The following is a 25,942-nucleotide window of genomic DNA, read 5'->3' on the forward strand; positions in this document are numbered from 1 at the left end:
CGCTGGCGTACCCTATTCCGCACAACAAGGAAGCCCCCGGCCCGTCGGCGGTGCCGGTGAACCGGGGGCTTTGCAGAAGTCGTATGGTTACGCCTTCGTATCGACGTGTTGGCCGCCGGCGTCACCGCCCTTGGCGACACCGACCATCGCCTCGCGCAGCAGGCGGCCGTGGATGGTGTAGCCGGGCTGGAGAACCTGCACGACGGTGCCGGCGGCCTTGCCGGTGTTCTCGATCTCGAACATCACCTGATGGAAGTTCGGGTCGAACGGCTCCCCGGCCGGGTCCAGCTTCTTGATGCCGGCGCGGTCGAAGGCGGCGAACAGCTGGCGCTCGGTCGCCTCGACGCCGACGGCGAGGCCCTTCAGCACATCGTCCTGCTCGCGGCCCTCGGCCGGCACGGCGTCGAGCGCGCGGCGCAGATTGTCGGCGACCGACACCAGCTCCTTGGCGAAGCTCGACACGGCGAACTTGCTGGCGTCCTCGCGGTCGCGCTGGGCACGGCGGCGGGTGTTCTCCGTCTCCGCCATGGCGCGCAGAAGCTGGTCCTTCAGGCTGGCGACCTCGGCCTCCAGCTTGGCGACGCGGTCCTCGGGCGAACCGGCATCCGTCTGGTTGGCGGTGTCGGCGGTGGCCTCGGTTGGCTCCACCGTGGCGTCGGCGGGCTTGTTCTGCTCTTCGCTCATGGTTTTCTCAATTCTTGCTTCGTCAAAAGGCGGAGTTGGTGAGGGTGGTGCTCAGCCGATCAGCCGGCTGACCACCTTGGCGGTGTAATCGACCAGCGGAATGATGCGGGCGTAATTGATGCGGGTCGGGCCGATGACGCCGATGGCGCCGATCACCTGTTCCCGGCTGTTCTGGAAGGGGGAGATGATCATCGAGCAGCCGGAATGGCTGAACAGCACGTTCTCGGCGCCGATGAAGATCTGCACGCCGTCGCCGCGGCCGGTGGCGTCCAGCATGCGCAGCATCGTCTCCTTGGTCTCCAGCGCCTCGAACAGACCGCGCACGCGCTCCAGATCCGACAGCGCGGTGACGTCCTCCAGCAGGCGGGACTGGCCGCGGACGATCAACTGGCCGGCGTTCGACCCGCCGCTGCCGGCCCAGGTGGCCAGACCGGCGGCGACCACCTTGCGCGACAGCTCGTCCAGCTGGGTCTTCTGCTGCTCGATCTCCTGCAGGACCTCCTGCCGGGCCTCGTCCAGCGTGCGGCCGGCGAGCTTGGCGCTGAGGAAGTTCGACACCGTCTGCAGGGTGGAGGTCGGGACCCCCATCGGCACCTCGATCACCCGGTTCTCGACCAGCCCGTCCTCGTTCACCAGGACGACCAGGGCGCGGCCGGGGCCGAGCGACACGAACTCGATGTGCTTGAGCGGACGGTCGGTCTTGGGTGCCACCACCAGGCCTGCGCAGTGCGACAGGCCGGACAGCATGGTCGACGCCTCGCCCAGCACGTCGGCGAAGGCGCGGCCGGAGGCGGAGCATTTCGCTTCGATCGAGGCGCGTTCGTCCTCGGTCAGCGACCCGATCTCCAGCAGGCCGTCGACGAACATGCGAAGGCCGGCATCGGTCGGGATGCGGCCGGCGGAGGTGTGCGGGGCATAGAGCAGCCCCTGCTCCTCCAGGTCGGCCATCACGTTGCGGATGGTCGCGGGCGACAAGGCCATGCCAAGCCGTCGCGAGATTGTGCGCGAGCCGACCGGCTCGCCCGACGCCACATAGGCGTCGACGATCAGCCGGAAAATCTCGCGCGATCGCTGGTTCAGCTCGTTGATCATGGACTGGGGCGGTCGTGCTCTGTTCGGGCCGGTCGGTTGCGGAACGCAGGTTCCGTCAACCGGTCCGAATTTAGGCAGGTCCGACCGCCGAATCAACGTGCGGGGCGAAGATGCCCCACCGGCATGCCCCCATTGGGATGCGGGCGGCATGCAGGCATGTGACCGCCCTTACTGCTCCGCCAGGAAGGCGCGGTACTGGGTGGCGATGGCGCCGACCGCCGCCTCGTACAGGCGCTGGCCATGTTCGGGACGGGCAAGGCCGGGGGCGGAGCCGATGCGGCCGTCGGGATAGCGGCGACGGAAGTCGCGGGCATCGTGGAAGCCGCCGGCCGGCGCCTGTTCCGGTTCCATCGCCGCGCTCTTGATCGAGTCGGGATAGGCGTACTGGGTCAGCGACACCTCGCTGGGGGTGGCGTGCGAGCCTTCCTTGCCCTGGTACAGCTCGCGTGACAGGCGGCCGACCTCGCCATTCTCCCACCAGTTCACCAGGGTGCAGCGCAGATCCGGGGCGTCGCGGCCGCGCAGCGCCCGGTTCTCCGCATAGATCTCATAGAAGGCGGCGCGCAGCGTGGCGATGTTGCCGCCATGGCCGTTGACGAAGAAGAAGCGCTCGAACCCGTGTTCGGCCAGCGAGCCGACATAGTCGCGCAGTAGCGCGATCAGGGTGGACGGCTTCAGCGTCATCGAGCCGGGGAATTCCATGTGGTGGACGGCCATGCCGACCGGGATGGTCGGGCCGACCAGCGCGCCGGTGGCGTCGCCGACGCCCTTCGCGATGACCTCGGCACAGATGGCGTCGGTGCCGACCAGCCCGTTCGGCCCGTGCTGCTCGGTCGAGCCGATCGGCATGATGATGCCCTTGGAGGTCTTCAGATAGGTTTCGACCTCGGCCCAGGTGCTCAGGTGAAGCTGCACGGTGGCTGATCCTTTTCGACGATGCGTGCCGGAAATGCGGCCGGGAATGCGTTTGCCTTCATGTTAGGCGGCCGGCGGGCCGGGACAACCACTCCCTGCGCCGGGCGGGCATGACGGGGCCGGCGGTTGGGTTTTGTTCATCCCGCGCTGGCGCATTGGTCTCATGGTGACTACAATCGCGTGTACCATGCCCTGACGGGCGTCTGTTTCGGGGTGCGGTTGTGGTTGCGCGCGTCAACACGGTGGCGTTCCAGGGCATCGAGGTGCTGGGGATCGACGTCCAGGTCCAGATGTCCGGCGGAATCGTCGCCTTCACCGTCGTCGGCCTTCCCGACAAGGCGGTGGGCGAAAGCCGGGAGCGGGTGCGCGCTGCGCTGCACGCGCTGGGACTCGCGCTGCCGGCCAAGCGCATCACCGTCAACCTCGCTCCCGCCGATGTGCTGAAGGAGGGAAGCCATTTCGACCTGCCCATCGCGCTCGGCCTGCTGACGGTGATGGGGGTGCTGCCGGATGCGGAGATCGCCCGCTACGTGGCGCTGGGCGAACTGGCGCTCGACGGCGCCCTGACGCCGGTGGCCGGCGTGCTGCCCGCCGCCATCGACGCGCTGGCCAACGACCGCGGCCTGATCTGTCCGGCGGCTTGCGGCGGGGAGGCGGCCTGGGCCGGTCCCGACCTCGACGTGCTGGCGCCGGCCAACCTGCTGGCGCTGATCAACCATTTCAAGGGCACCCAGGTGTTGACCCCGCCCAAGCCGCGGATGCAGGAACAGGACGCGCCGCCGCCCGACCTGCGCGACGTGAAGGGCAACGAAACGGCCAAGCGCGCGCTGGAGGTCGCCGCTGCCGGCTCGCACAATCTGCTGATGATCGGCCCGCCCGGTTCCGGCAAGTCGATGCTGGCCGCCCGGCTGCCCGGCCTGCTGCCGCCGCTCGACCCGGCGGAGGCGCTGGAGGTGTCGATGATCCACAGCGTCGGCGGTCTGCTGGAGGACGGTCGTCTGCTGCGCCAGCGCCCCTATCGTGCGCCGCACCAGTCGGCCAGCCTGCCGGCGCTGGTCGGCGGCGGCACGCGGGCGAAGCCGGGCGAGATCTCCCTGGCGCACCAGGGCGTTCTGTTCCTCGACGAGTTGCCCGAGTTCCCCCGCGCGCTGCTGGAGGCGTTGCGTCAACCGCTCGAGACCGGCAAGGCGGTGGTCAGCCGCGCCAACCATCATGTGACCTACCCGGCGCGCGTCCAGCTGGTGGCGGCGATGAACCCCTGCCGCTGCGGCCATCTCGACGACGCCTCGCTCGCCTGCGCCCGCGCGCCGAAATGTGCCGCCGACTATCAGTCGAAGATCAGCGGACCGCTGTTCGACCGCATCGACCTGCACATCGATGTGCCGGCGGTCAGCCCCGCCGACCTCAGCCTGCCGCCCCCGGCGGAGGGCAGCGCCGCCATCGCCGCCCGTGTCGCCGTCGCCCGCGCCATCCAGGCGGAGCGTTACGGCGGTTTCGGTCCTTACCCGGCCGGCCGGGCGGTGCGGACCAACGCCGAGGCGGACGGCGAACTGCTGGAAAAGGTGGCCTCCCCCGACGCCCCCGGCCGCGCCCTGCTGACCGAGGCGGCGGAGCGGCTGAAGCTGTCCGCCCGCGGCTACCACCGGGTGATGCGGGTGGGGCGGACGCTGGCCGACCTGGACGGGGTCGAGGGGGTGAGGCGCCTTCACATCGCGGAGGCGCTGAGCTACCGGCGTATCGCGCCTGGGCGGTGAACGGGGGGCGCAGGACGACTGCCGGCATCAGCCTGCGGCGGTTGCCGCCCCTTGTTGTTGCGCGGCAAGGATCGCCGCCGCGACTGCGCCGCGCGCCTGCGGGCTGTTCTTCCAGCAGCTCGCGCCCAGCTCTCCGGCGATTGCCGTGCACAGAGCCGCGGCGTCCGCATCGGCCAGCGCCGCCAGATCATGGATGCCGACCTGTTCGAGCCGGCCGATCACGGTCGGCCCGACGCCTTTGACCGCCAGCAGCACAGCGCGCTCATGGGATGGAAAGGGCATCGGGAACCTCTTCTCCTGCGGGTTACGGTCCTTCGAACACCGGCGGCTTGGCCGCGCCCGGACAAGCGGTCGCCGGAACCAACTCCTGCTCGACGAAGGTCACGGCGGTAGCCATGGCGCAGTCCTCGCTGGAAGTCACGATGTGGCTGGCGGCGCGGAAGACCAGATGGCGGCTCTTCGGCAAGGTGGCGGCGGCGCGGTCGCCCCAGTCCGGCGGGGTGACGGGGTCGTAGGCGCCGGACAGCAGCAGCACCGGCACCGGGCTGGCGACCGGCAGGCGCTCGGTCAACTCCTGATGGCCGGCCGGCCACAGGCGGCAGACGCGCTGGCCGGGATCGTCGGCGGCGACCAGCCCGTAGGGGGCATAGCGGCGGGCGTTGTCGGCGCGCTTCAACGGATCGGCAGTGGTCACCGACTCACGGCATTCGACCGAGAAGGCCAGCCCGTCGGCGACCTCCGGGTCGCCCAGCCAGTTGGTCGGCGCCCATTCGGCCAGCGTGGCGTACTGGCCGCGGATGGCGCGGTCGAGCATGATCGGCAGGGCCGGCACCGCCTCGCTGACCGCCATCGCCTCCAGCCCGGCGGCGATGGCCGCCCCGCCGGTCAGCCGCAGGACGCGGCGCGTCTCATGGTCGCCGACGACGATCTCGACCGGGTTGCGGTCAAGCCGGTCGATCAGGCCGAGGAAGCGCTTTTCCAGATCGGGAAAGGCGGAGCGGCAGGCCCGGTTGGCGGCGCAATCGTCGAAAAGCCGGCGATAGGCGCGTTGCGCCAGCCAGGCCATCTCTTCCTGTGCATTGACGTCGGGTGGATAGACGCTGTCGAAGACGGCGGTGCGGACACGGGAGCCCTGCCGCCGCAGGATCTCCAGCCCGACCCGCGTGCCGTAGGACACCGCGAACAGGTTCACGCGCTGGGCCCCCAGCGCGGTGACGATGTCCAGCGCATCCTCCGCCGCGACGGGGGTGGAGAATTGGGTGGCGTCCAGCCCGGCCCCCTGCAGCCGCGCCGAACAGGCGCTGACCGCCGAGCGTTCCGCCGCCGCCCGCTGCTCGCGCGTCAGCGGCCGGGTGCCGCGGGTGGTGCCGACGGCGTCCAGTTCCGGGCAATCGGTGTCGGGCTCCGCCCGGCCGACGCCGCGCGGATCGAACAGGATCAGGTTGCGGGTGCGGCGGAACGGAGCCGACAGCTCCCACCACACCTCCATCCGCTCCTCCGTCGCCTCGCCGCTGCCGAAGGGGGAGGCGCCGGGGCCGCCCTCCAGGAACAGCACGGGATCGGGGGCCGGCTGGCGGGCGGTGCTGAGCAGGACGGCGACCGGCAGGCGCAGGCTGCGGCTGTTGGGGCGGTCCCGCCGCTCCGGCACCGCGACCGTTCCGCACAGGGCCGCTTCGCCGTCCGGCACGGTGAACCAGCAGGGGCCGGGGGTGAAGCGCGCCTCCGCCGCCGCGGGCAGGCTCCACAGCGTGCCCGCCGCCACGGCTGCAACCGCCAGCAGCTTGCGGGCGGAACGCACCGCTGTCGGCCATGCGGAAGAGGGGAGGATGGACACGGACGGACGACCCGGAACTGATGGATAGGAGACCGACGAGAGGAGTACCGCAGACGGCTTTTGCCGCCGGCTTTGTGTTTGACCGACCGACCTCCGCTTGTCCAGAGATGCCCGGCCTCATCCCCGCGGATGGCGAAACGGCGGAAAAGCGGTGCCGATTTGCAACAGACGTGCGGCGAAGGTCACGCCATTTGCAAACGAACGGTCATCTCGGGAGGAACCGGTTGACGGAACACATCCGCACGCGGAATTATTTCGTCATAGAGGCCCGGCCGTCGGTGCCTCTCGGTTAAAGGAGCAGATCATGCCGACCTTGTGGACGGCGTTGCGGAGCCGTTGGCTCGATTCCGGGCTATCCTCGGGACCGGGCCGACTGTGCGACCATTTGCGGCGCGACATCGGATTGACGGACGGAGACGTCGGGGACGGCGAAGAGCCTCCACTCGCCTGCCGCCTTCCGCCTTTTCACATCCGCGATCGGAACCTATCGGACGCGCGGACATTTTTGACCTTGCAACCGTATCGCTAACCGGCGATACCGGATCCGCCGGCCTCTCACGCCGGCCTCACTCAACCCCTGGAGAGTTTCGATGAAAGCCATCGTAGCCACTGCCTGGACTCGCCGATCGGGCGATCCGGCCATCACCGCCGCCAATTGGGCCGCCCATATGGCCGCCAATCAAGCCCAGCCGGCCCGCCTTCTTCCCGCAGCCTTCGAACGTGAATTCCGGATATCGAGAGGATCCCATGTGTGTCTTTCTGGGTTTTTGCGGTCACCGTCTCTTCGTTGAACACGCCCGCTGGGCATCGCCGGCCGGGTCCTTCGACCTGAGGCGTGAAAACGGGGAAGTCATCCTATGGCTTGGACGCCTGAACATCATCTACACACCGGCCCGCTGGGGACCACCCTCCCGCGCTGCATAGCGCGCGGCGTCGCGGAGACCTGCTGAATGCCGGCCCGCGTTCGTCATGACGAGGTCCTTACCGTCGTCCAGGTGCTTGAGGCGTTCCGCAAGCTCGACCCCGATCTGCCCATCCAGTATGCGCTGAGTTTCATGACCATCGCGCAGAGCGAAGGCATCTCCATCGGCGAACTGGCGGAACGCCTGGGCATCGCCCAATCCTCCGCGTCGCGCAACGTCGCGGCGCTCAGCCGCTGGCACAGCTTCGGCAAGGCCGGCCTCGATCTGGTGCAGGCGCAGGAAGATCCGCGCGAACGCCGTCGCAAGATCGTCACCCTGACCGACAAGGGCCGTGAGTTCCTGGACGCGTTGCGCGCCATCGTGAACCCGCCCGACCAGCGCCGTCCCGCCAGGACGGCCTGATTCTTATCTAGCGATCCCGTCCAGCGCCCGGCGCAGCATGCCCACCAGCGTGCGCACCGCCAGCTCCTGCCGCTCCAGACCCAGACCGCCGAAGCGGCGCAGCGTTGCCGCCCGTTCGGGCAGCGGCGGCATGTGGAAGAAGCCGTAGGGCACGTCCAGGCCGGCGCTCTCGATGATATGGCGCGCCCGGTAGAACAGATGATTGCCGAGGAAGCCGCCGGAGAAATCGCCGAAGGTCACCGGCAGTCCCGCCATCGACAATTCGCGCATCACCCGCGGCACCGGCAGGGTGCTGCCATAGGCGGTCGGCCCGTCGGGCACGATATCGGCATGGTCCCGCACCGTGCCGGCCGCATCCGGCAATGGGCTTTCATCGCGGTTCCAGGCCAGCCGTTCCAGCCGGATGTAATCGCTGGAGTCCAGATAGGCGAAGCCGAGCGCCGCCAGCGGCCGGTGTTCCGCCAGCAGCGCGGCGAAGGCCTCGCCGCAGGTGTCATACAGGGGGGGCAGGGTGGCGGTGACGACCCCCGGCTCTCCCGCCAGCCGCTCCATCAGCAGGGCGGTCGGATCGGCCGTCCAGGGATGATCGGTGTGGGGATGGTCGGCGGCGGACGGATCTGCTTCGCCGTCCAGGGGTGTCCCGAACGGCGCGAAGCCGGTGATCAGGATGGGGGCCGTCACGGGAAATTTATCCTTACGGCCGCAGCAGGCCGATGATGTCCTTCACGTCGTTCAGGTTCTTTTCCGCGATGGCGGCGGCGCGCTCGCCGCCCTTCTTCAGCAGCCGGTCGATTTCAGCCTTGTCGGCCAGCAGTTCCTTCATGCGGGTGGTGATCGGCGCCAGCTTGTCCACCGACAGGTCGACCAGCGACTTCTTGAAATCGGAGAACTGGGACCCGGCGAACTGCGCCAGCACCTGCTCGCGCGACTGGCCGGCCAGCGCACCATAGATGGTGACGAGGTTGTCGGCCTCCGGACGGGCCTCCAGCTCGGTCACGGTTTCCGGCAGCGGCTCCGGATCGGTCTTCGCCTTGCGGATCTTCTGGGCGATGGTGTCGGCATCGTCGGTCATGTTGATGCGCGAATATTCGGACTCGTCCGACTTAGACATCTTCTTCTTGCCGTCGCGCAGGCTCATCACCCGCGTCGCCTCGCCCAGGATTTGCGGCTCGGGCAGCGGGAAGTATTCGGTCTCATAGCGGCGGTTGAAGGCGCCGGCGATGTCGCGCGCCAGTTCCAGATGCTGCTTCTGGTCCTCGCCTACCGGCACATGGGTGGCCTTGTACAGCAGGATGTCGGCGGCCATCAGCGTCGGGTAGGCATAGAGGCCGAGGTTGGCCATATCCTTCTGCTTGCCGGCCTTTTCCTTGAACTGCGTCATGCGGTTCAACCAGCCCAGCGGCGTGTGGCAGGACAGGATCCAGCCCAGTTCGGCATGGCCGGAAACCACCGACTGGTTGAACAGGATGTTCTTGTCCGGGTCGATGCCGGCGGCGATGTAGGCCGCGGTGACCTCGCGGATGTTGTTGCGCAGAACCTCCGGGTCCTGGTCGATGGTCAGCGCGTGCAGGTCGACAACGCAGAAGATGCACTCGTAGCTGTTCTGCAGATCCACCCAGTTGCGCAGCGCCCCCAGATAGTTGCCGAGGTGAAGCTGCCGGGTCGGCTGCATGCCGGAGAAAATGCGGTTCACGGGTGGTCTCGCTCGAAAACTCTGGGAGGCGGCAGTTATCGCCCCCCGAAGTCCGCCGGTCAAGGCGCGGCGCGCCGCAGCCGGACCCGCTTTCCTAGGCCAGTTGTTGGGCGATGGAGCGCGTTCTCGGCGTCTCGACATCGCCGGTGTGCTTCGTCGTCACCGTTTCGATCAGCAGAATACAGCATTCCTCGTCGGCGACCGGATTGTGCATCACTCCACGTGGGATCACGCACAGTTCGCCCGGTGACAGCAGCGTCTCGCCGCCATCCTCGAACTGGATGCGCAGCCGGCCGCGGATGACCTGGAAGAGCTCATCCTCATCATCGTGGCGGTGCCAGACGAAGTCGCCCTTCAGCTTGGCAACCTTCACATACTGGTCGTTCACCCGCGCGATCACCTTGGGCGACCAGTGATCGGTCAGGGTGTCGAGTGCGGCGTCGATGTTGAGGGCAGGGATCATCGGAACGGCTTCTCCGGTCATGGTGCGGATGGAACCGGGGTACAGCTCAACCGAGCTCTTGGATAACTAATAGTGGAGATGGAGGTCATTAGTATTCATAATGCCGCTATGCCCAGAAATCTCGACACGACCCTGCTGCGCAGCTTCGCCGTGGTCGCCGACCACGCCAGCATGACGGCGGCGGCCCAGAACCTGAACCTGACGCAGGGAGCCGTCAGCCAGCAGATTGCCCGGCTGGAAGCGCTGGCCGGCGGCCCCCTGTTCATTCGTGACCGCAGCGGATTGCGCCCGACCGCGTTGGGGGAGCGTTTGCTGGGGAAATCCCGGCGGTTGCTGGCGCTGAACGACGAGATTTGGGCAGACATCACCGGTGGCGCCATCGACGGGCCGGTGCGGATCGGCGTTCCCTACGACCTTGTCGCTCCCTGCATTGCCCCGATGCTGCGGAGTTTCACCGCTGCCTTCCCGAAGGTCGAACTGACGCTGATCTGCGGATCGTCTCCCGAACTGGCGGGCCGCATCGGCGATGGGGATCTCGACCTTGCGCTGGTCGAAGAGCCGGTGGAGGCGGCGCAGGGCGAGCATCTGCTGATCGACCGTCTGGTCTGGGTCGGTGCGCGCGGCGGCAGTGCTTATGCCGCGACCCCGCTGCCATTGTCGCTGGTGGTGGAAACCTGCGTCTTCCGGCCGGCGGTGATGGCGGCGCTGCGCCGGCAGGGGCGGGATTGGCGCAGCATGTTCGAAAATGGCGGCCTTGACGCCACCTTCGCCACCGTGCGGATGGATCTCGCGGTCTCGGCCTGGCTGGCCTTCACCGTGCCGCCCGATCTGGAAATCCTGCCGGCGGACAGCGGTCTTCCCGACCTGCCGTCCTTCGCCGTCACGCTGCATCGGCCGGTCCGCACGCCCTCGCTGGCGGCGGCGGAACTGGCCCGGCAAATCCGCGACGCCTTCGCCCGGTTCAAGCGCACGGGCTGACCGGTCCCACGGTCCAGCCCGCCCGTTTGACCCGGTGGCGCCCTATCCTTACTTCCGCACGCGCCGCAGTTCTTATTTCGCCGCGCGGCGGCGCTCGATGGCATCCCACAGAAGGGCTTCCAACTGAACGCCGTTCAGGCGGTTGATCTCCTGGATGCCAGTGGGGGAGGTGACGTTGATCTCGGTCATGTAGTCGCCGATCACGTCGATGCCGACGAAGACCAGCCCCTTCTCGCGCAGCACCGGGCCGATGGCGGCGCACATCTCGCGCTCGCGCGCGGTCAGCTCGGTCTTCCTGGCGCTGCCGCCGGCGTGGAAGTTGGCACGGGCCTCGCCCTCCAGCGGCATGCGGCTGACCGCGCCCACCGGCTCGCCGTCGACCAGGATGATGCGCTTGTCGCCCTGGCGGATCTCCGGCAGGTATTTCTGCACGATCACTGGCTCGCGGTAGAGCTGGGTGAACATCTCCAGCAGGGAGCCCAAATTCTCGTCGTCGGGCTTCAGGTGGAAGACGCCGGCGCCGCCGTTGCCGAACAGCGGCTTGACGATGATGTCCTTGTGCTCGGCCCGGAAGTCCAGGATGGCCTGCTTGTCGCTGGTGATCAGCGTCGGCGGCATCAGGTCGGGGAACTTGGTGATGAACAGCTTTTCCGGCGCATTGCGCACCTCGGCCGGGTCGTTGACGACCAGAACCTTGGGCTGCACATGCTCCAGCAGGTGGGTGGAGGTGATGTAGGCCATATCGAAGGGCGGGTCCTGCCGCAGCAGGATGACGTCCATCGTCGACAGGTCGGTCATAACCGGCTCGCCCAGCGTGTAGTGGGCGCCGCGCTGGCGCACCACCGTCATCTCGCGCACACGGGCGGTCAGGCGGTTGCCGGTCAGGATCAGGTCGCGCGGGTGGTAGTGATGCAGGCGATGGCCGCGCTTCTGCGCCTCCAGCGCCATCATGAAGCTGGAATCGGTGTCGATGTTAATCGACTCGATGGGGTCCATCTGGAAGGCGACGGCGAGGCTCATGACGGGTCCCTCTGGAACGGGGTCAGTTCAGGCGGTTCTTCAATTGCTGGATCAACGAGGCGGTCTGGTGCCGGTGATGGTCGTCGCCGGTCAGCGCCATGAAGGTTTCCAACGCGGTGATGGCGTCCTTCAGATTGCCGGCATGGGCTTCCAGAAGGCCGGTCTCGCGCCACAGCGCCGGCTCGTGTGGGGCGAACAGGCGCATCGCCTCCAGCACCTCCAGCGCCTTCGGCACATCGTGCGCCGACAGGTGGCGCAGCTTGATGTTGTTCTGCAGGCGCAGCAGCACGTCGCGGTTCGACACCGGCTGGTAATGGCCGGGCTCCAGCTCGGCGGCGCTTCCGGCCGTAGCCTTCAGCAGGTCACGCAGGTCGACGACGCTGCGGGTCTGCCCCTCGTTGAAGGGGTCGATAATGGCGCGGGCGCCGTCCTTCTCGATGCGGACCAGGAAATGACCAGGGAAATTAAGGCCCACCATCGGCCAGCCCTGCGAGCGGGCGGCATGCATGTAGAGAATGCCGAGCGCCACCGGCAGGCCGCGGCGGCGATCGACCACCCGCAGCAGGTTGGCGTTCTGCAGGTCATCGTAGGTGTCGTGGTCGCCGGAGTAGCCGTGGCGCTCGCCGATCACGGCGTGCAGGTGCGCGATGCGTGCTTCCAGGCTGTCGCCCGCGGCCTGATCCTGCGCCGCGACGCGGGCGGCCAGATCCTCGACGATGGCGCGGATATGGGCGCGGTAGGGGGCGAGGTCGGCGCTCGGCAACTCCAGCGCGCCCAGAGCCAGGGCGGCTTCGGCCAGATCGATCTCGTCGTCCGGCTGGTCGCCGATGCGGCGCAGGATTTCGCGGGCTTCCGCGCGGTTGCTCAAGACTGTCGCCCCCTCAAATTCATCCCCTCACAGTCTCCAGGCATCGACCAGATGACGGGGCCAAGTCCAAGGGGTAACCAGCATCACGTCGAAGCGCAAGACATAGCCGGCATAGCGCGGGTTGGCGCCGAGGAAGGCATGGGCGGCGCGGGCGAGCCGGCCGCGCTGCCGGGCGTTCAGCGCCTCGTTGGCGGTGTCCCAGTCGCCACGTGCCTTCACTTCGACGATGGCGATGGTTTGGCCGCGTCTGGCGACGATGTCGATTTCGCCCATCGGCGTGCGCAGGCGGCTGGCCAGGATGCGGTAGCCGCGCAGGCGCAGCGACAGGCGGCACAGCGCCTCCGCCCGGCGGCCAAGGCTCTCGGCCCGCAGGCGACGCGCATCCAGGTCGGTCATTTCGTCCGTTCCTCCCGCTGCAATTCCAGCGCGCGGGCATAGACGGTGCGCTTGTGCTGGCCGGTGCGGGCGGCGACATCGGCGGCGGCGTCTCGCACCGAAAGGCGGGTCAGCGCCTCGCGCAGCAGGGCGTCGACGTCGGCTTCGCCCGGCGTCGCCTCCTCTCCCGGCGGACCGATCACCAGCACGACCTCGCCGCGCGGCGGCCCGGCCTCGGCATAATGCGCGGCCAGCTCGGGCAGGGTGCCGCGCCGCACCTCCTCGTACAGCTTGGTCAGCTCGCGGGCGACGGCGGCCTCGCGCGGACCCAGGATATCCGCGAGATCGGCCAGCGACTCCGGCAGGCGCTGCGGCGATTCGAAGAAGACCAGGGTGGCCGGCACCCCCTTCAGCTCGCCGGCGGTGGCGCGCCGGGCGCTGCTCTTGTTGGGCAGGAAGCCGGCGAACAGGAAGCGGTCGGTCGGCAGGCCGGACAGCACCAGCGCCACCAGCGGGGCCGAGGCGCCGGGCAGGGTGGTCACCGCCACCCCCTCCGCCACGCACTCTCGCACCAGCTTGTAGCCGGGGTCGGAGACCAGCGGGGTGCCGGCGTCGGTGACCAGCGCGATGGCCTCGCCCTTTTTCATGCGCCCGATCAGGATCGGACGCATCTTTGCGGCGTTGTGCTCGTGGTAGGAGACGAAGGGGGTGTGGATGCCGTGGATGCCCATCAGCTTGGCGGTGACGCGCGTGTCCTCGCAGGCGATGGCGTCGGCCCGCTTCAGCGTGTCGAGCGCGCGCAGCGTGATGTCCGCGGCGTTTCCGATGGGGGTAGCGACGACATACAGTCCGCCCGCGAGTTTACTTGGCGCGGCGAGGGGGCTACCTTGAGCGCCACTTTGGTGTGGGCCGTTGGGGTCCGGGCCGTTGGGGTCCATGCCTTGGGTTTCGCCTTCGGTATCGGCGGCCGTTTCAGCAGATGTGGAGACGATTGGTGGCACGCTTGGCAACAGCTTTCTCACAGGGTCTGAAACGTCACGGCGTGGCAGCCTTGCTGGTCGCCGGCCTGTTGTCGGCCTGTTCGACTGTAAGCGCGCCGCCGCGGGTGGCACAAGCGCCGCAACCGGTCCCGGCTCCGGTGGCTCCCCTGCCGGAAGCGCAGGGCCCGATCAAGGTGGCCGTCCTGGTGCCGCTCAGCGGGCAGAGCGCCGCCATCGGGCAGGCCATGCTGGACTCCGCCCAGATGGCGCTGTTCGACATGGCCGGCGACCAGCTGCAGCTTCTGCCGCGCGACACCAAGGGCACGCCGGGCGGGGCGGCCGACGCCGCGCGCCAGGCGCTGGCCGAGGGCGCCCGCCTGATCATCGGCCCGCTGTTCGCCGCCGACGTCGCTGCGGTGCGGCCGATTGCCCAGAATGCGGGCGTCGACGTGCTGGCCTTCACCAACGACGCCACCCAGGCCGGCAACGGCACCTATGTGCTTGGCTTCGTCCCGGCCGATCAGGTCAACCGCGTGGCAGGCTATGCCCGCTCGCGCGGGGCGACGCGCTTCACCGTGCTGGCGCCGCGCTCACCCTATGGCGATGCCGTGGTGAACGCCATGCAGCAGATCGCACCGAAGCTCGGCACCATGACCACGCAGGTCGAGCGCTACGATCCGGCGGTCACCGACCTGTCGATCCCGGCCAAGCAGGTGGCCCAGGAAACCCCGCAGCCGCAGGCGGTGATGCTGGCCGAAGGCGGGCAGCGCGCCCAGGGCATCGCCCAGGCGCTGGCCGCCAACGGCGTGCAGCCGCAGCAGGTCAAGCTGCTGGGCACCGGCCTGTGGGACGACACCTCGCAAGGGGCGCTGGGGCAGGAACCGGCGCTGGTCGGCGCGCTCTATGCCGCACCGACGCCGCAGACCCGCGCCCGCTTCGAGTCGCAGTTCGAGCAGGTCTATGGCCGCAAGCCGCCGCGCATCGCCACGCTGGCCTATGACGCCACCTCCATCGCCGCGGTGCTCACCCGCACCGGCGGTCCGGTGCCCTTCGACCGCATGGCGATGACCAACCCGAACGGCTTCGAGGGGCTGGACGGCCTGTTCCGCCTGCGCGCCGACGGCTTGGTCGAACGCGGGCTGGCGGTGATGGAGATCACCCCGACCGGATCGCGCGTGGTCGATCCGGCCCCGCCGTCCTTCGAGATGCTCGGGCAGTAAGGACACACGTTCTCTCCTCCGGGAAGAGAGGTTGGAAACGAAAACGCCGCGGCCGTCATCGGGACGGACCGCGGCGTTTTCGTTTCTCAGGTAAGGATACTCGGGGATCGTCGCCGTGCGTCTCTCTCACTCTGACCTTGCTTTCCAAGGAAGAGAGGGGAAAACCTCTGGGTGGGAGAGGGCCTGTTCGACGCTATCCTTACTTACGCGGCTTACGCCCGTGCCCGCAGGTAGGGGGTCAGGCGCCATTCGGCGAACTTGATCAGGCGGGTGGCGATGAAGTTCAGCACCAGATAGATCACGCCGGCGACGATGAACAGCTCGAAGACCGCGAAGGTCTGGGCGATCATCCGGCGGGCGATGCCGGTGACCTCCATCAGCGTGATGGTGCTGGCGAGCGAGGTCGCCTTCACCATCAGGATCACCTCGTTGCCGTAAGCCGGCAGCATCTGGCGGATCGCCACCGGCAGCACGATGCGGCGGAAGGCGAGCGCCCGCGACATGCCGCAGGCCCGCGCCGCCTCCACCTGTCCCTGCGGCACCGACAGGATGGCGCCGCGCAGGACCTCGCTGGTGTAGGCGCCGGTGTTCAGCGTCAGCGCCAGGATGGCGCACCAGTAGGGCTCGCGCAGGAAGGGCCAGAGGATGCTGTCGCGGATGAACTCGAACTGGCCGAGCCCGTAATAGACCAGGAAGATCTGCACCAGCAACGGCGTGCCGCGGAAGACGAAGACATAGGCCGCCGCCAGCGTCTCCACCACGCGGTTGCCCGACAGACGCAGCAATGCCACGCCGAAGGCGACCAGCGCCCCCAGCGCCAGCGATCCGACGATCAGCTCCAGAGTCAGCGTCAGCCCACCGAGCATGCGGGGCAGGCTGTCCCACATCAATTGCCAGTTCATGGCCTCAGGCCCTCCGGACGCCGCGATTGGCGGAGATTTCGGCACGGTTGAACAGCGCCGTCGAAATGGTGGTCAGCATCAGGTACAGCACGGCGGCGGTGCTGTAGAACAGGAAGGGCTGGCGCGTGGCGCCGGCCGCCAGATGGGTGATGCGCATCAGTTCGGCCAGCGCCGTCACCGACACCAGCGCCGTGTCCTTCAGCGTCAGCTGCCAGACATTGCCGAGACCGGGCAGGGCGAAGCGCAGCGTCTGCGGCACCAGCACCCGGCGCAGGATCAGCCAGCGGCTCATCCCGCAGGCGCGCGCCGCCTCGATCTGGCCGAAGGGGACCGACTGCACCGCACCGCGGATCACCTCGGTCGAGTAGGCGCCGGAAATCAGCCCGACCGCCAGCACGCCGATGGTGAAGGCGTTCAGATCGACCCGGCCGTCATAGCCGAAGGCGGAGGCGATGGAGGTGGCGACGCCGCTGCCGCCGAAGAACAGCAGATAGATCACCAGCAGTTCGGGGATGCCGCGCACGATGGTGGTGTAGACATCGGCCACGACGTTCAGCGCCAGGGAGTGGCTGAGCTTGGCCGAGGCGCCGAGCGACCCGACGAGGATGCCGAAGGCGAAGGCCGACACGGCGACCGCGACCGTCATCGCGGTGCCCATCAGCAACTGTCCGCCCCAGCCGTTGGGACCGAAGGAAAGGAGTTCCAGCATTGGCACGCCCGGTAAGGCCCGCCGGGCGCGGCGCGGAGCGCCGGCCGGACGGGGGTCAGCGAACGGAGGTTACTGAACGACTGGCGCCCGGTTGCCATGAAGGCCGCCGGGCGCCGTACCGATCAGACAGGCGGACCTGGGGGCCGCCTTGCTTCGCCCCCTTACTTGGTGGGCGAGATGTCGTAGCCGAAATGCTGGGTGCTCAGCTTCTTGACGGTGCCGTCCTTCAGCGCCTCGCCGATGGCCTTGTCGAACATCGCCTTCAGGTCGGCGGTGTCCTTGCGCAGGCCGACGCCCATGCCTTCGCCGATCACGCCGCCGATGAAGTTCGGGCCGACGATGACCATCTTGTCCGGCGTGGCCTTCACCACCGCCTCGACGACCGAGCGGTCGCCCAGCATGGCGTCGACGCGGCCCGAGCCCAGGTCGATGCCGGCATTGTCGATCTTGTCGTAGGTGCGCATGGTCACCTTCGGCAGATGCTTGTCCATGAAGTCGGCCTGGATGGTCGACACCTGGACGCCGACGGACTTGCCCTTCAGCGCTTCGGCCAGCTTGTCCAGGACCGGCTTGGCCTTGCCCTGGTCGTTCAGGTCGACGCGGTCGGCGCCGAGGTTCAGCGCCTTGGCCAGCGGCGAACCGGTCACGACGGCGAAGACCGACGGCTCGGTGCCGTAGGGGACCGAGAAGTCGATGACCTTCTTGCGCTCGTCGGTGATGGTCATCGCCGACATGATGGCGTCATACTTGCCCTGCTGCAGGGCCGGGATGATGCCGTCCCAATCCTGGGCGACGAACTCGCAGGTGACCTTCATGCGCTTGCACAGGTCGTTGCCGAGGTCGACCTCGAAGCCGGTCAGCTTGCCCGAGGTGTCGGTGGCGTTCCACGGAGGATAGGCGCCCTCGCTGGCGATGCGGACCGTCTTCCATTCCTTCGCACCGGCGGCGCCGGCAGCGGCGACGGCCATCATGGCGCCGAGCGCCAGGGCCGAAACGATCTTCTTCAAGGAACACACTCCTCTGTTCGGTTCGCCCGTTCTTTGGCCCCTGTTGGGAGCCGGGCTGTTTCTGACGGTCCGGTCCTGCCCTCTGCCTCGTCCCCTCACGCCGCGCCGGACAGATGGCGCGAGAGGAACTGCCGCACCCGGTCCGAGTCGGGGTTGGTCAGCACCTTGTCGGGTGACCCCTCCTCCTCGATCCGCCCCTGGTGCAGGAAAACCACCTTGGACGCCACTTCGCGGGCGAAGCCCATCTCGTGCGTCACCAGGATCATCGTGTTGCCTTCGTCCGCCAACTGGCGGATGACGCGCAGAACCTCGCCGACCAGCTCGGGGTCGAGCGCCGAGGTCGGCTCGTCGAACAGCATCACCTTCGGCTGCATGGCGAGCGCGCGCGCGATGGCTGCGCGCTGCTGCTGCCCGCCCGAAAGCTGGACCGGATAGCTGTCGGCCTTCGCCAGGATGCCGACCTTGTCCAGCAGCATGCGGGCGCGGTCGATGGCTTCGGCCTTCGGCACGCCCAGCACATGGACCGGCGCCTCGATCACGTTCTGCAGGATGGTCATGTGGGTCCAGAGATTGAAGCTCTGGAACACCATGCCGAGCCGGGTGCGGATGCGCTCCACCTGCCGGGAGTCGGCGGGGACGCTGGCGCCGCCGCGCGTCTTCTTCAGCGCGATGGCCTCGCCGCCGATCACCACGCGGCCGTCGTCCGGGATCTCCAGCATGTTGATGCAGCGCAACAGCGTGCTCTTGCCCGAGCCGGACGAGCCGATCAGCGTGATCACGTCGCCTTCGCGCGCGGTCAGCGACACACCCTTCAGCACCTCCAGCTCGCCGAACCGCTTGTGCAAATCCTCCACGGCGACGGCGGCGGGAGCGGAATCGCTGACGGGCGGATGGCGATGCATGCGGGAGAACCGGCTGGGTTGTGGAGGCTGGTTATGGTCTGACCATTACGGCACAGGCTAGACCGGGGCGCAGGGGTTCCGCAACGCGGATTTCACACGCCGCGCGCGTTGTGTCGCTTGTGTCGGAAAATGGTGCGTTACCACAACAATAGTACCAGAATTTGCGGCCCCAGGATACGCAGGCACATCGCCAGCGGGTAGACGGTGGCATAGGCCAGTGCTGGAGCCTCCGACGCGACCAGCGCGTTGGCATAGGCCAGCCCCGGCGGGTTGGTCTGGGCGCCGGCCAGGACGCCGCAGATGGTCAGGAAGTTCAGCTTCATCAGCCCACGTGCGACCAGCCCGGTCAGCAGAAGCGGGACCAGCGTCACCAGCACGCCCCATATCATCCAGGGCCAGCCGGCGCCGCTGGCCAGCGTGGCGACGAAGCGGTCGCCGGACGCGATGCCCAGCACGGCCAGGAACAGGATGATGCCGATCTCGCGCAGCGCCAGGTTGGCGGCCGGCGGCATGAACCAGACCAGCGGCCCGACATGGCCGATGCGGCCCAGGATCAAGGCGACGATCAGCGGCCCGCCGGCAAGGCCCAGGCGCAGCGGCGCCGGCATCCCCGGCAGGAAGATCGGGATGGCGCCCAGCGCCGCACCCAGCGCGATGCCCAGGAACATCGGAATCATCTCCACCTGCTGCAGCTTGCGGGTGGAGTTGCCGAAGATCTGCCCGACGGCGGCGAGACTGTCCGGCCGGCCGATCACCGTCAGGATGTCGCCGAACTGGAGCTTCAGCGCCGGGGTCGGCACCAGCTCCACGCCCGACCGGTTGACCCGGCTGACCACCACGTCATGGGCGTCCTGGAGGTTCAGCGTTGCGATCGACTTGCCCAGAACCGCGTTGTTGGTGACGACGATGCGCTCCCATTTCAGGTCGGTGCCCTTGGTGGTCAGCGGCCGGTCGAACTCCTGCCCCAGCAGGGCGCGCACCTGCTCCAGCTTCGGCCGCGGCCCGACCACATGCAGCACGTCGCCCAGCTTCAGGCAGGTTCCGTCATGCGGGACGCAGAGCTTGCCGTCGCACAGCAGGCGCGACGCGACCACTCCCTGGCCGCACAGCAGGTCGATGGAGCCGAGCGGCCGGCCGGCAAGCTCCGGATTGCGGACCGCCAGATCCATGGTTTCCAGCGTCGATACCTCAGCCCGGCGGCAGTCCTCGAAGCGGGTGGCCTCCGCCTCCGGGTCGATGCGGAACAGGATGCGGACGGCGGCCATCGACAGCAGGTTGCCGGCAATGCCGAACGGATAGGTGACGGCAAAGGCAAGGCCGGGCAGCGCCATGACCGCCGCGTCGGCGCCGACCTCCGTCAGCACCTGCTGGGTGGCGGCGAGCGCCGGGGCGTTGGTCACGGCACCTGCGAACACGCCCAGCGAGGAGCCCAGCGACAGCGCCCCCGACGACACCAGCACCGCGGTCAGCAGGATGCTCGATCCCACCATCAGCAGGGCCAGCCCGTTCAGGGCCAGCCCGGTCCGCCGGAGTGCGGCGAAGAAGCCGGGACCGACCTGGATGCCGATGGTGTAGACGAACAGGATCAGCCCGAAGTCGCGGATGAAGTCCATCATCTCCAGATTGAAGGCGATGCCCGCCTGCTTGGCGATGTGGCCGCCGGCGATCCCGGAGAACAGCACGCCGCCGATGCCGAGCCCGACCCCGCGGATCTTGATATGGCCGAGCGCCACGCCCGCTGCCGACACGAGACCGAGCATGAACACCACCCGCGCGATCGGCGGCATGGCCTGGAGGATGTCTGCGAAGGCCGACATGGGACAACTCGCTTCCTGAACACATTTGGGCAGACGCCGCCGCAATCACGGGGAAACCCGGAGGGGCGCGGCGGTCCCCGTTCGAGCGGGGGCATGACGGCAACACGATGCGTCAGGACAGCGGTCAAGGCGTTGATTCAGAACAAGCGTCCGGTCTTTAGCCGTGACAATCCCGGCACCCGGCGCTGCGGCGCACGCATGGGAGCGCAGCGCTGCGGAGACCGTGGTGCGTCATCGGGTAGCATCCAATTCCTCGAACTCCATCCAAATTTTGCCACTTTCTTCCCTTACACGATAACCCAAGCAACCGGCCCCAGAGGTCGCGCGCATCGGCGTTCCCCCTAGCGCCATCGCAGCGACGAACGAAGCCGTTCCACAAGGTATCGACCGGCCGGACCCGGCCGGACGCAAGGCCATCGCGAGAACCCCCTCGCGGTGGCCTTTTCTTTTGTCCCGCGTCCATCGAAGCGCTGTGCCCACTGAACCGCTGCGTCGGTTGACCGCTGGGGCGGCCGCATTCTCGCTCCGGCTTTCCCACCGCCTTGTGCTATAGCAGCGCCTCCCTCAACCGGAAGCGCGACCCGTCACCATGCCCGTCTTTGCCGGATCAGAGCTGACCTGCCTGCGTGGCGACCGGCTGGTCTTCACCGGGTTGGACTTCCGCATCGCCCCCGGCGGAGCGCTGGTTCTGCTCGGTCCCAACGGCAGCGGCAAGTCCAGCCTGCTGCGGGTGATGGCCGGGCTGCTGAAGCCGCTGCGCGGCACGCTCGACTGGGACGGGGTGTCGGTCGCCGACGACCCGGATGCCCACCGGGCGAAAGTTCAATATGTCGGCCATCTCGACGCGGTGAAACCGGTGCTGACGGCGGCGGAGAACCTTGCCTTCTGGGCAGCGCTGGCCGGGGCCGCCGATCCCGCCGCCAACGCGCGGGCCGCACTCGACCGGCTTGGGGTGCCGCACATCGCCGGGGTGCCGGGCCGCTATCTGTCGGCCGGTCAGAAGCGCCGGCTGAACCTGGCGCGGCTTCTGGCCGCACCGGCGACCCTGTGGCTGCTGGACGAACCGACCGTGGCACTCGACCGCGCCGCCATCGCCCTGTTCGAGGGGCTGATCGCCGAACATCGGGCGCAGGGCGGCATGGTGGTGCTGTCCACCCACACCGACATCGCCACCCCCGGCGGCGAGGAACTGCATCTGGACGAGTTCACCCCCTACGCCGACGAAGAGGCCGGCGATGAGAATGTGGGCGACGAGTATGAGGAAGAAAGGGCCGGGCCATGAGCCGTTTCCTGCGCCTTGTCGCGCGTGACCTGCGGCTGGCGTTGCGTCAGGGCTCGGACGCCACCATCGCCGTCATGTTCTTCGTGCTGTGCGTGGTGCTGTTCCCTTTCGGCGTCGGTCCGGAGCCGAACATCCTGGCCCGCATCGCCGCCGGCGTGATCTGGGTGGCGGCGCTGCTCGCCTCGCTGCTGTCGCTGGAGCGTCTGTTCCAGACCGATTACGAGGACGGCTCGCTGGAGCTTCTGTCGCTGTCCCCCCTGCCGCTGGAGGCCGCGGTGCTGGCGAAGACCCTGGCCCATTGGCTGGTCACCGGCGTGCCGCTGATCGTCGCCGCTCCGCTGCTGGCCGTTCTGCTGAACATGGATGCGCAGGGGTTCGGCGTGCTGGTGCTGACCCTGACGCTGGGCACGCCGATCCTCAGCCTGATCGGCGCCATCGGGGCGGCGCTGACGCTGGGGGCGCGACGGGGCGGCGTGCTGCTGTCGCTGCTGATCCTGCCGCTCTACATTCCGGTACTGATTTTCGGCGCCGGCGCCATCGACGCGGCGATCAACGGGCTGACCCCGCGTCCGCACCTGCTGCTGCTTGCCGGCATCCTCGCCGCCGCCCTGCCGCTCGCCCCCTGGGCGGGGGCCGCGGCGCTGCGGCAGGCGGTGGAGTAGGGCAGGGGCTATAGCTTTATATTTGACGATCGGATTCACGCTTCAAATCGATTCCGATTTTACGCGATCCGATCTAAGGCGCTGCTACGACTTCGGCGCCTTTTCCGGCAGCAGCGTCTCGATTGCCTCGCGCACCTTGTCCGACTCGGGGTCGGTCATGGTGGAGAACCAGGACACCAGCTTGCCGTCCGGCCCCACCAGATATTTGTGGAAATTCCAGCGCGGCTTGGCGAGGAAGCCCAGCTCGTCCGCCGCCCAGCGGTAGAAGGGGTGGGCGCTGTCGCCCGACACCACCGTCTTGTCCGCCATCGGAAAGTCGATGCTGTAGTTGACCTCGCAGAAATCCTTGATCTGGTTGGCGTTCCCCGGTTCCTGTCCGCCGAAGTCATCGGACGGCACGCCGACCACCACCAGACCGCGATCGCGGTAACGCTGCCACAGCGCCTCCAGCCCCTTGTATTGCGGGGTGAAGCCGCATTGCGAGGCGGTGTTGACCACCAGGATCGCCTTGCCCTTGAACTGCGACAGCGGCAGCGGCTTGCCGTCGATGTTCTGGAAGGTGAAATCGTAAGCGCTGCTTGCGGCCATGGCGCTGGCGCCTCCCATCATGGAAAGGACTGCCGCCATGGCGACGGTGCGAAGTCTGGCTCGGACGGTCATCGGCGCGGCTCGGTGGGAGGGGTGGCGGTTGGGATGAGGTCATCCTTACTCATACGATGCCTGATACGAGCGCCGGTGCCCATCGGATCATGACGGCGCCATCCAACTGCGCGCGTCATCCGGTCTAACCCCTTCGGACGGGTAGCGGCGGCCGCCGTCGATCAACAGCTTCATAGGTAAGGATGCACGGCAACCTCTCGCCGCCGTCCCTTTACCCAATCCCGTCCACCGCACAGCGCCCAAAAATGTCCCACCCGGTCGAGCCTCAGCCTGAGCATAAGCGTTTATCCCATCGAAATGGGTATGTGGCCGGCCGCCCGGCGTCCGCGCTTCCCATTGCCGATGCAAGCCCATTCCAGGAGAACAGGTCGATGAACGCCGGAGCCGCCATGCAGGATCCCCAGATGCCGCGAACGGCAATGCGCCGGGCTGCCCGTGCCGCGGCGAAGGCCGCCGGTGTCGCCGGAACGATGTTGCTGCTCGGTGCCGCGCTGTCTGCGCCGTCGCTTGCCGACCCGGGCGAACATGGCCGCGGCCATGGCTGGGGCCACCACAAGAAGCATCACCATGACGACCGTCCGGTCGTCATCTATGGCGCGCCGCCGCCGGTGGTCGTGGTGCCGGCCCCGCCGCCGCGCGTCATGTATGCGCCGTCCTACGCACCGCCCCCGGTCATCTATGCCCCGCCGCCGCCGCAACCGGGCGTCAGCGTCCAGATGAACATTCCGCTTCGATAACGTTCTGTGCTTTTCGAACGCCCCGGCTGGCCGGTCCACCCGGTCGCTGGGGCGTTGCGCTGCCGGTCCGCCCCGCTTGGGCTGTGACCATCCTGTGCTTTTCCGTCGCGCTCCGGCTGTGCATTTGCCCTCCTGGGTACGGAGCCCAGCGACCCGTTCACCGTCCCTCCTCCCTGCACCCGTTGAAAACCCTTACTCCTCAGTCCTTTCGTGACAGGGCACTCCTGCATCGGTAGGATCGCGCGGCCTGTCGCGAAGGCGGTAGGCCGTTCGGGTGATTCACGGAAACTCAACCGATGTCCGGCCATCTGTCCGCCGGGAGCATCTTGCGGCCCGTGGTCGGTATGGGGAGGGGAGAGACCGAATGTTCGTGATGATCGGCTTCGGCATCGTGATCTTCAGTGTGTTCGGTGGCTACATCCTCGGCGGTGGCCACATGGGCGTGCTGTGGATGCCGTTCGAGTTCATGATCATCCTGGGTTCCGGTGCCGGCGCCTTCTTCATCGCCAATCCGAAATCGGTGGTCACTCACACTGGCAAGGAGCTGGGCCACCTGTTCAAAGGCCCGAAATACAAGAAGGAGGACTTCCTGGAGGTCCTCACCATGATGTATCAGGTCTTCAAGATCGCGAAGACCAAGGGCCTGCTGGCGCTTGAACAGCACATCGAAAAGCCGGAGGACTCGCCGCTCTTCCAGCAGTTCCCGAAATTCTACGGCGACCATCACGCCATCGCCTTCCTCTGTACCTATCTCCGTCTGATGTCGCTGGGCGCGGACAATCCGCATGAACTGGTCGACCTGATGGACGAGGACATCGAGACGATGCACCACGAACACCAGCGCATCGCCGATGCCATCCAGGCGGTGGCCGACGCCGTGCCGGCGCTTGGCATCGTGGCGGCGGTGCTGGGCGTGATTCACACCATGGGCTCGATCACCGAGCCGCCCGAGGTGCTGGGCAAGCTGATCGGCGGCGCGCTGGTCGGCACCTTCACCGGCATTCTGGTCGCCTACGGCTTCCTCGCACCCATCGCCAGCGGGCTCAAAAACGTCTATCACGCCGAGGGCAAGTACTATCAGGCGATGAAGACCGGCCTGATCGCGCATTTGTCCGGCTACGCGCCCGCCATTTCTGTGGAATACGCCCGCAACGTGCTGGAACCGGAATACCGCCCGACCTTCGCCCAGGTGGAAGAGGCGACCTCCGCCCTGCCGCCTGCCTGATCCGGCCACCTGATCCTTCGGAAGACGCCGATGCCGGACATCGACATCGCCTGGAACGAGGGTACCGTCGGCGATTGGGATGCGCTGTTCGCCCGCGTTCCCCGTTCCACCCTGCTGCAGAGCTTCGCCTATGGCCGCGCCATGGGCCGCACCTATGGCCATGTACCACGCCTGGGCGTGATCGGCCGTGATGGCGAGCCGATCGGCCTCGTCCAGACGCTCGACCGCCGCATGCTGAAGCTGTTCCACGACCGGCAATGCTACCGCGGACCGTTGTGGCTGGACGGCACGATTCCCGATGCCGACACGCTGGAGGCGGTGTTCCGCCTGTTGCGCCGCGCCTGCCCGGGCAATCCGCTCAGCCGCGCCAACCTGCTGCCCGAACTTTCGGCCGGAGCGGAGAACGAGGCGTTGCTCGCCCGCTGTGGCTTCCGCAAGGTCGGCCCCGGCTATCGGACCGTCTGGCTGGACCTGACGCGGAGTGAGGAGGCAATGCATGCCGGCCTTGCCCGCGACTGGCGCAAGCGCCTGCGCGGGGCCGAAAAGGCCGGTCTCGTCCTCGACGTCGACTGGAAGGCCGACAACCTGCCCTGGCTGATGAAGCGGGAGCATGACCAGGCGCGCGAGAAGGGGTTCCGCGCCATGACCGGGCCGCTGGCGGTCCGTCTGCGCAACGCCATGGTCAAAGGCGGCGGCCGCAACGACGGGGCGTTGATGATCACGGCGCTGGACGGCAGCACGCCGGCCGCCTGCTGGCTGTTCTTCCGTCATGGCGCCTGCGCCACCAGTCAGATCAGCTGGGCCAGCGAGGAGGGGCGCAAGAACGGCGCCACGCGGC

27 protein-coding genes (1 of these 27 cut by a window edge) are annotated in these 25,942 nt (G+C 67.9%); 9 read left to right on the forward strand and 18 right to left on the reverse strand.

Annotated features, from left to right (window positions below; translation table 11 throughout):
• Positions 1–87: 87 nt before the first annotated feature.
• From grpE to VH569_RS12165, 3 genes are all read right to left on the reverse strand, one after another.
• Positions 88–684, reverse strand: a complete 597-nt coding sequence (gene grpE / locus VH569_RS12155) for a nucleotide exchange factor GrpE (RefSeq protein ID WP_423315547.1) — start codon at positions 682–684, stop codon at positions 88–90.
• Between the two features lie 51 nt (positions 685–735).
• A complete protein-coding gene (gene hrcA / locus VH569_RS12160) occupies positions 736–1,776 on the reverse strand; it encodes a heat-inducible transcriptional repressor HrcA (protein WP_085090505.1) in 1,041 nt (346 codons plus the stop codon).
• Positions 1,777–1,944: 168 nt separating this feature from the next.
• Positions 1,945–2,691: a creatininase family protein gene (locus VH569_RS12165; protein WP_423315548.1), complete on the reverse strand. Its 747-nt coding sequence runs from the start codon at positions 2,689–2,691 to the stop codon at positions 1,945–1,947.
• Between the two features lie 221 nt (positions 2,692–2,912).
• Here VH569_RS12165 and VH569_RS12170 point away from each other — a divergent pair, with 221 nt between their 5' ends.
• Positions 2,913–4,445, forward strand: coding sequence for a YifB family Mg chelatase-like AAA ATPase (locus VH569_RS12170; RefSeq protein WP_423315549.1), 1,533 nt, complete (start codon positions 2,913–2,915; stop codon positions 4,443–4,445).
• Between the two features lie 27 nt (positions 4,446–4,472).
• Here the strand turns inward: VH569_RS12170 and VH569_RS12175 are convergent, their stop codons facing one another.
• Together VH569_RS12175 and VH569_RS12180 are read right to left on the reverse strand one after the other, a co-directional pair.
• A complete protein-coding gene (locus VH569_RS12175; RefSeq protein WP_423315551.1) occupies positions 4,473–4,727 on the reverse strand; it encodes a hypothetical protein in 255 nt (84 codons plus the stop codon).
• A 22-nt stretch (positions 4,728–4,749) separates the two neighbouring features.
• Positions 4,750–6,243: an alpha/beta fold hydrolase gene (locus tag VH569_RS12180; RefSeq protein WP_423315552.1), complete on the reverse strand. Its 1,494-nt coding sequence runs from the start codon at positions 6,241–6,243 to the stop codon at positions 4,750–4,752.
• Positions 6,244–7,229: 986 nt separating this feature from the next.
• Here VH569_RS12180 and VH569_RS12185 point away from each other — a divergent pair.
• Positions 7,230–7,604, forward strand: a complete 375-nt coding sequence (locus tag VH569_RS12185) for a MarR family winged helix-turn-helix transcriptional regulator (protein WP_014249257.1) — start codon at positions 7,230–7,232, stop codon at positions 7,602–7,604.
• A 3-nt stretch (positions 7,605–7,607) separates the two neighbouring features.
• Here VH569_RS12185 and VH569_RS12190 read toward each other — a convergent pair whose 3' ends face one another.
• From VH569_RS12190 to VH569_RS12200, 3 genes are all read right to left on the reverse strand, one after another.
• Positions 7,608–8,285 carry a pyrrolidone-carboxylate peptidase gene (locus tag VH569_RS12190; protein ID WP_423315554.1) on the reverse strand — a complete coding sequence of 226 codons (678 nt, stop codon included), beginning with the start codon at positions 8,283–8,285 and terminating at the stop codon, positions 7,608–7,610.
• 13 nt (positions 8,286–8,298) lie between these two features.
• Positions 8,299–9,297, reverse strand: a complete 999-nt coding sequence (gene trpS / locus VH569_RS12195) for a tryptophan--tRNA ligase (protein ID WP_098740959.1) — start codon at positions 9,295–9,297, stop codon at positions 8,299–8,301.
• 94 nt (positions 9,298–9,391) lie between these two features.
• The gene (locus VH569_RS12200) at positions 9,392–9,760 is read right to left on the reverse strand and encodes a cupin domain-containing protein (protein ID WP_423315555.1); all 369 of its coding nucleotides are present in this window, start codon (positions 9,758–9,760) and stop codon (positions 9,392–9,394) included.
• 108 nt (positions 9,761–9,868) lie between these two features.
• On the opposite strand from VH569_RS12200, the gene VH569_RS12205 reads away from it, so the two are divergent.
• Positions 9,869–10,738 (forward strand): LysR family transcriptional regulator, encoded by an 870-nt coding sequence (locus tag VH569_RS12205; RefSeq protein ID WP_423315556.1) that lies wholly within the window; start codon positions 9,869–9,871, stop codon positions 10,736–10,738.
• Positions 10,739–10,810: 72 nt separating this feature from the next.
• Here the strand turns inward: VH569_RS12205 and gshB are convergent, their stop codons facing one another.
• Genes gshB through rsmI form a run of 4 tightly spaced genes read right to left on the reverse strand, consistent with a single transcriptional unit; the run spans position 10,811 to position 13,939 of the window.
• Complete coding sequence (gshB, locus tag VH569_RS12210; RefSeq protein WP_423315557.1) at positions 10,811–11,758, reverse strand: glutathione synthase; 948 nt, start codon at positions 11,756–11,758, stop codon at positions 10,811–10,813.
• 22 nt (positions 11,759–11,780) lie between these two features.
• Positions 11,781–12,626 (reverse strand): SirB1 family protein, encoded by an 846-nt coding sequence (locus tag VH569_RS12215; RefSeq protein ID WP_395458921.1) that lies wholly within the window; start codon positions 12,624–12,626, stop codon positions 11,781–11,783.
• 27 nt (positions 12,627–12,653) lie between these two features.
• Complete coding sequence (locus VH569_RS12220) at positions 12,654–13,022, reverse strand: YraN family protein (protein WP_423315559.1); 369 nt, start codon at positions 13,020–13,022, stop codon at positions 12,654–12,656.
• Complete coding sequence (rsmI, locus tag VH569_RS12225; RefSeq protein ID WP_423315560.1) at positions 13,019–13,939, reverse strand: 16S rRNA (cytidine(1402)-2'-O)-methyltransferase; 921 nt, start codon at positions 13,937–13,939, stop codon at positions 13,019–13,021. Before rsmI ends, VH569_RS12220 begins: the two co-directional genes overlap by 4 nt.
• Before the next feature lie 104 nt (positions 13,940–14,043).
• Between rsmI and VH569_RS12230 the strand changes: the two genes are divergently transcribed.
• Positions 14,044–15,201, forward strand: a complete 1,158-nt coding sequence (locus VH569_RS12230; protein ID WP_423315562.1) for a penicillin-binding protein activator — start codon at positions 14,044–14,046, stop codon at positions 15,199–15,201.
• A 212-nt stretch (positions 15,202–15,413) separates the two neighbouring features.
• On the opposite strand, the gene VH569_RS12235 is transcribed toward VH569_RS12230, so the two are convergent.
• From VH569_RS12235 to VH569_RS12255, 5 genes are all read right to left on the reverse strand, one after another.
• Entirely contained in the window at positions 15,414–16,103 is a 690-nt protein-coding gene (locus VH569_RS12235; protein WP_423315563.1) for an ABC transporter permease, read from the reverse strand.
• A gap of 4 nt (positions 16,104–16,107) precedes the next feature.
• Positions 16,108–16,812: an ABC transporter permease gene (locus VH569_RS12240; protein ID WP_109051188.1), complete on the reverse strand. Its 705-nt coding sequence runs from the start codon at positions 16,810–16,812 to the stop codon at positions 16,108–16,110.
• 161 nt (positions 16,813–16,973) lie between these two features.
• Positions 16,974–17,828, reverse strand: coding sequence for a lysine/arginine/ornithine ABC transporter substrate-binding protein (locus VH569_RS12245; RefSeq protein WP_255636334.1), 855 nt, complete (start codon positions 17,826–17,828; stop codon positions 16,974–16,976).
• Between the two features lie 86 nt (positions 17,829–17,914).
• Entirely contained in the window at positions 17,915–18,721 is an 807-nt protein-coding gene (locus tag VH569_RS12250; RefSeq protein WP_376957810.1) for an ABC transporter ATP-binding protein, read from the reverse strand.
• Between the two features lie 137 nt (positions 18,722–18,858).
• Positions 18,859–20,538, reverse strand: coding sequence for a putative transporter (locus tag VH569_RS12255; protein ID WP_423315564.1), 1,680 nt, complete (start codon positions 20,536–20,538; stop codon positions 18,859–18,861).
• A 589-nt stretch (positions 20,539–21,127) separates the two neighbouring features.
• Between VH569_RS12255 and ccmA the strand changes: the two genes are divergently transcribed.
• Positions 21,128–21,820 carry a heme ABC exporter ATP-binding protein CcmA gene (ccmA, locus tag VH569_RS12260; protein ID WP_423315566.1) on the forward strand — a complete coding sequence of 231 codons (693 nt, stop codon included), beginning with the start codon at positions 21,128–21,130 and terminating at the stop codon, positions 21,818–21,820.
• Positions 21,817–22,482: a heme exporter protein CcmB gene (gene ccmB, locus VH569_RS12265; RefSeq protein WP_098740972.1), complete on the forward strand. Its 666-nt coding sequence runs from the start codon at positions 21,817–21,819 to the stop codon at positions 22,480–22,482. The genes ccmA and ccmB overlap by 4 nt, the downstream gene beginning before the upstream one ends.
• Positions 22,483–22,566: 84 nt before the next feature.
• Here ccmB and VH569_RS12270 read toward each other — a convergent pair whose 3' ends face one another.
• Positions 22,567–23,142, reverse strand: a complete 576-nt coding sequence (locus VH569_RS12270) for a glutathione peroxidase (RefSeq protein ID WP_423315568.1) — start codon at positions 23,140–23,142, stop codon at positions 22,567–22,569.
• Positions 23,143–23,513: 371 nt separating this feature from the next.
• On the opposite strand from VH569_RS12270, the gene VH569_RS12275 reads away from it, so the two are divergent.
• The 3 genes from VH569_RS12275 to VH569_RS12285 form a co-directional block, all read left to right on the forward strand.
• On the forward strand, positions 23,514–23,879 hold the full coding sequence (locus VH569_RS12275; RefSeq protein ID WP_423315570.1) for a hypothetical protein: 366 nt from the start codon (positions 23,514–23,516) through the stop codon (positions 23,877–23,879).
• Between the two features lie 364 nt (positions 23,880–24,243).
• Entirely contained in the window at positions 24,244–25,104 is an 861-nt protein-coding gene (motA, locus tag VH569_RS12280; protein WP_098740974.1) for a flagellar motor stator protein MotA, read from the forward strand.
• A gap of 30 nt (positions 25,105–25,134) precedes the next feature.
• Positions 25,135–25,942 carry the 5' portion of a lipid II:glycine glycyltransferase FemX gene (locus VH569_RS12285; protein WP_423315572.1) on the forward strand. 152 nt of this gene lie beyond the right edge of the window, so 808 of the gene's 960 nt are visible here — the first part of the coding sequence; it begins with the start codon at positions 25,135–25,137; its stop codon lies beyond the right edge, outside the window.

It is taken from the genome of Azospirillum sp. 11R-A (genome assembly GCF_049472615.1).
Classification (GTDB): Bacteria; Pseudomonadota; Alphaproteobacteria; order Azospirillales; family Azospirillaceae; genus Azospirillum; species Azospirillum palustre.

Bases quoted from the DNA above. Each gene is read 5' to 3' on its own strand.
- hrcA (WP_085090505.1), bottom strand. From the start codon at position 1,776: ATGATCAACGAGCTGAACCAGCGATCGCGCGAGATTTTCCGGCTGATC.
- VH569_RS12175 (WP_423315551.1), bottom strand. From the start codon at position 4,727: ATGCCCTTTCCATCCCATGAGCGCGCTGTGCTGCTGGCGGTCAAAGGC.
- VH569_RS12275 (WP_423315570.1), top strand. From the start codon at position 23,514: ATGAACGCCGGAGCCGCCATGCAGGATCCCCAGATGCCGCGAACGGCA.
- motA (WP_098740974.1), top strand. From the start codon at position 24,244: ATGTTCGTGATGATCGGCTTCGGCATCGTGATCTTCAGTGTGTTCGGT.
- VH569_RS12200 (WP_423315555.1), bottom strand. From the start codon at position 9,760: ATGATCCCTGCCCTCAACATCGACGCCGCACTCGACACCCTGACCGAT.
- VH569_RS12270 (WP_423315568.1), bottom strand. From the start codon at position 23,142: ATGACCGTCCGAGCCAGACTTCGCACCGTCGCCATGGCGGCAGTCCTT.
- ccmA (WP_423315566.1), top strand. From the start codon at position 21,128: ATGCCCGTCTTTGCCGGATCAGAGCTGACCTGCCTGCGTGGCGACCGG.
- VH569_RS12205 (WP_423315556.1), top strand. From the start codon at position 9,869: ATGCCCAGAAATCTCGACACGACCCTGCTGCGCAGCTTCGCCGTGGTC.
- VH569_RS12185 (WP_014249257.1), top strand. From the start codon at position 7,230: ATGCCGGCCCGCGTTCGTCATGACGAGGTCCTTACCGTCGTCCAGGTG.
- VH569_RS12250 (WP_376957810.1), bottom strand. From the start codon at position 18,721: ATGCATCGCCATCCGCCCGTCAGCGATTCCGCTCCCGCCGCCGTCGCC.
- VH569_RS12255 (WP_423315564.1), bottom strand. From the start codon at position 20,538: ATGTCGGCCTTCGCAGACATCCTCCAGGCCATGCCGCCGATCGCGCGG.
- rsmI (WP_423315560.1), bottom strand. From the start codon at position 13,939: ATGGACCCCAACGGCCCGGACCCCAACGGCCCACACCAAAGTGGCGCT.
- ccmB (WP_098740972.1), top strand. From the start codon at position 21,817: ATGAGCCGTTTCCTGCGCCTTGTCGCGCGTGACCTGCGGCTGGCGTTG.
- VH569_RS12235 (WP_423315563.1), bottom strand. From the start codon at position 16,103: ATGAACTGGCAATTGATGTGGGACAGCCTGCCCCGCATGCTCGGTGGG.
- grpE (WP_423315547.1), bottom strand. From the start codon at position 684: ATGAGCGAAGAGCAGAACAAGCCCGCCGACGCCACGGTGGAGCCAACC.
- VH569_RS12240 (WP_109051188.1), bottom strand. From the start codon at position 16,812: ATGCTGGAACTCCTTTCCTTCGGTCCCAACGGCTGGGGCGGACAGTTG.
- gshB (WP_423315557.1), bottom strand. From the start codon at position 11,758: ATGAGCCTCGCCGTCGCCTTCCAGATGGACCCCATCGAGTCGATTAAC.
- VH569_RS12220 (WP_423315559.1), bottom strand. From the start codon at position 13,022: ATGACCGACCTGGATGCGCGTCGCCTGCGGGCCGAGAGCCTTGGCCGC.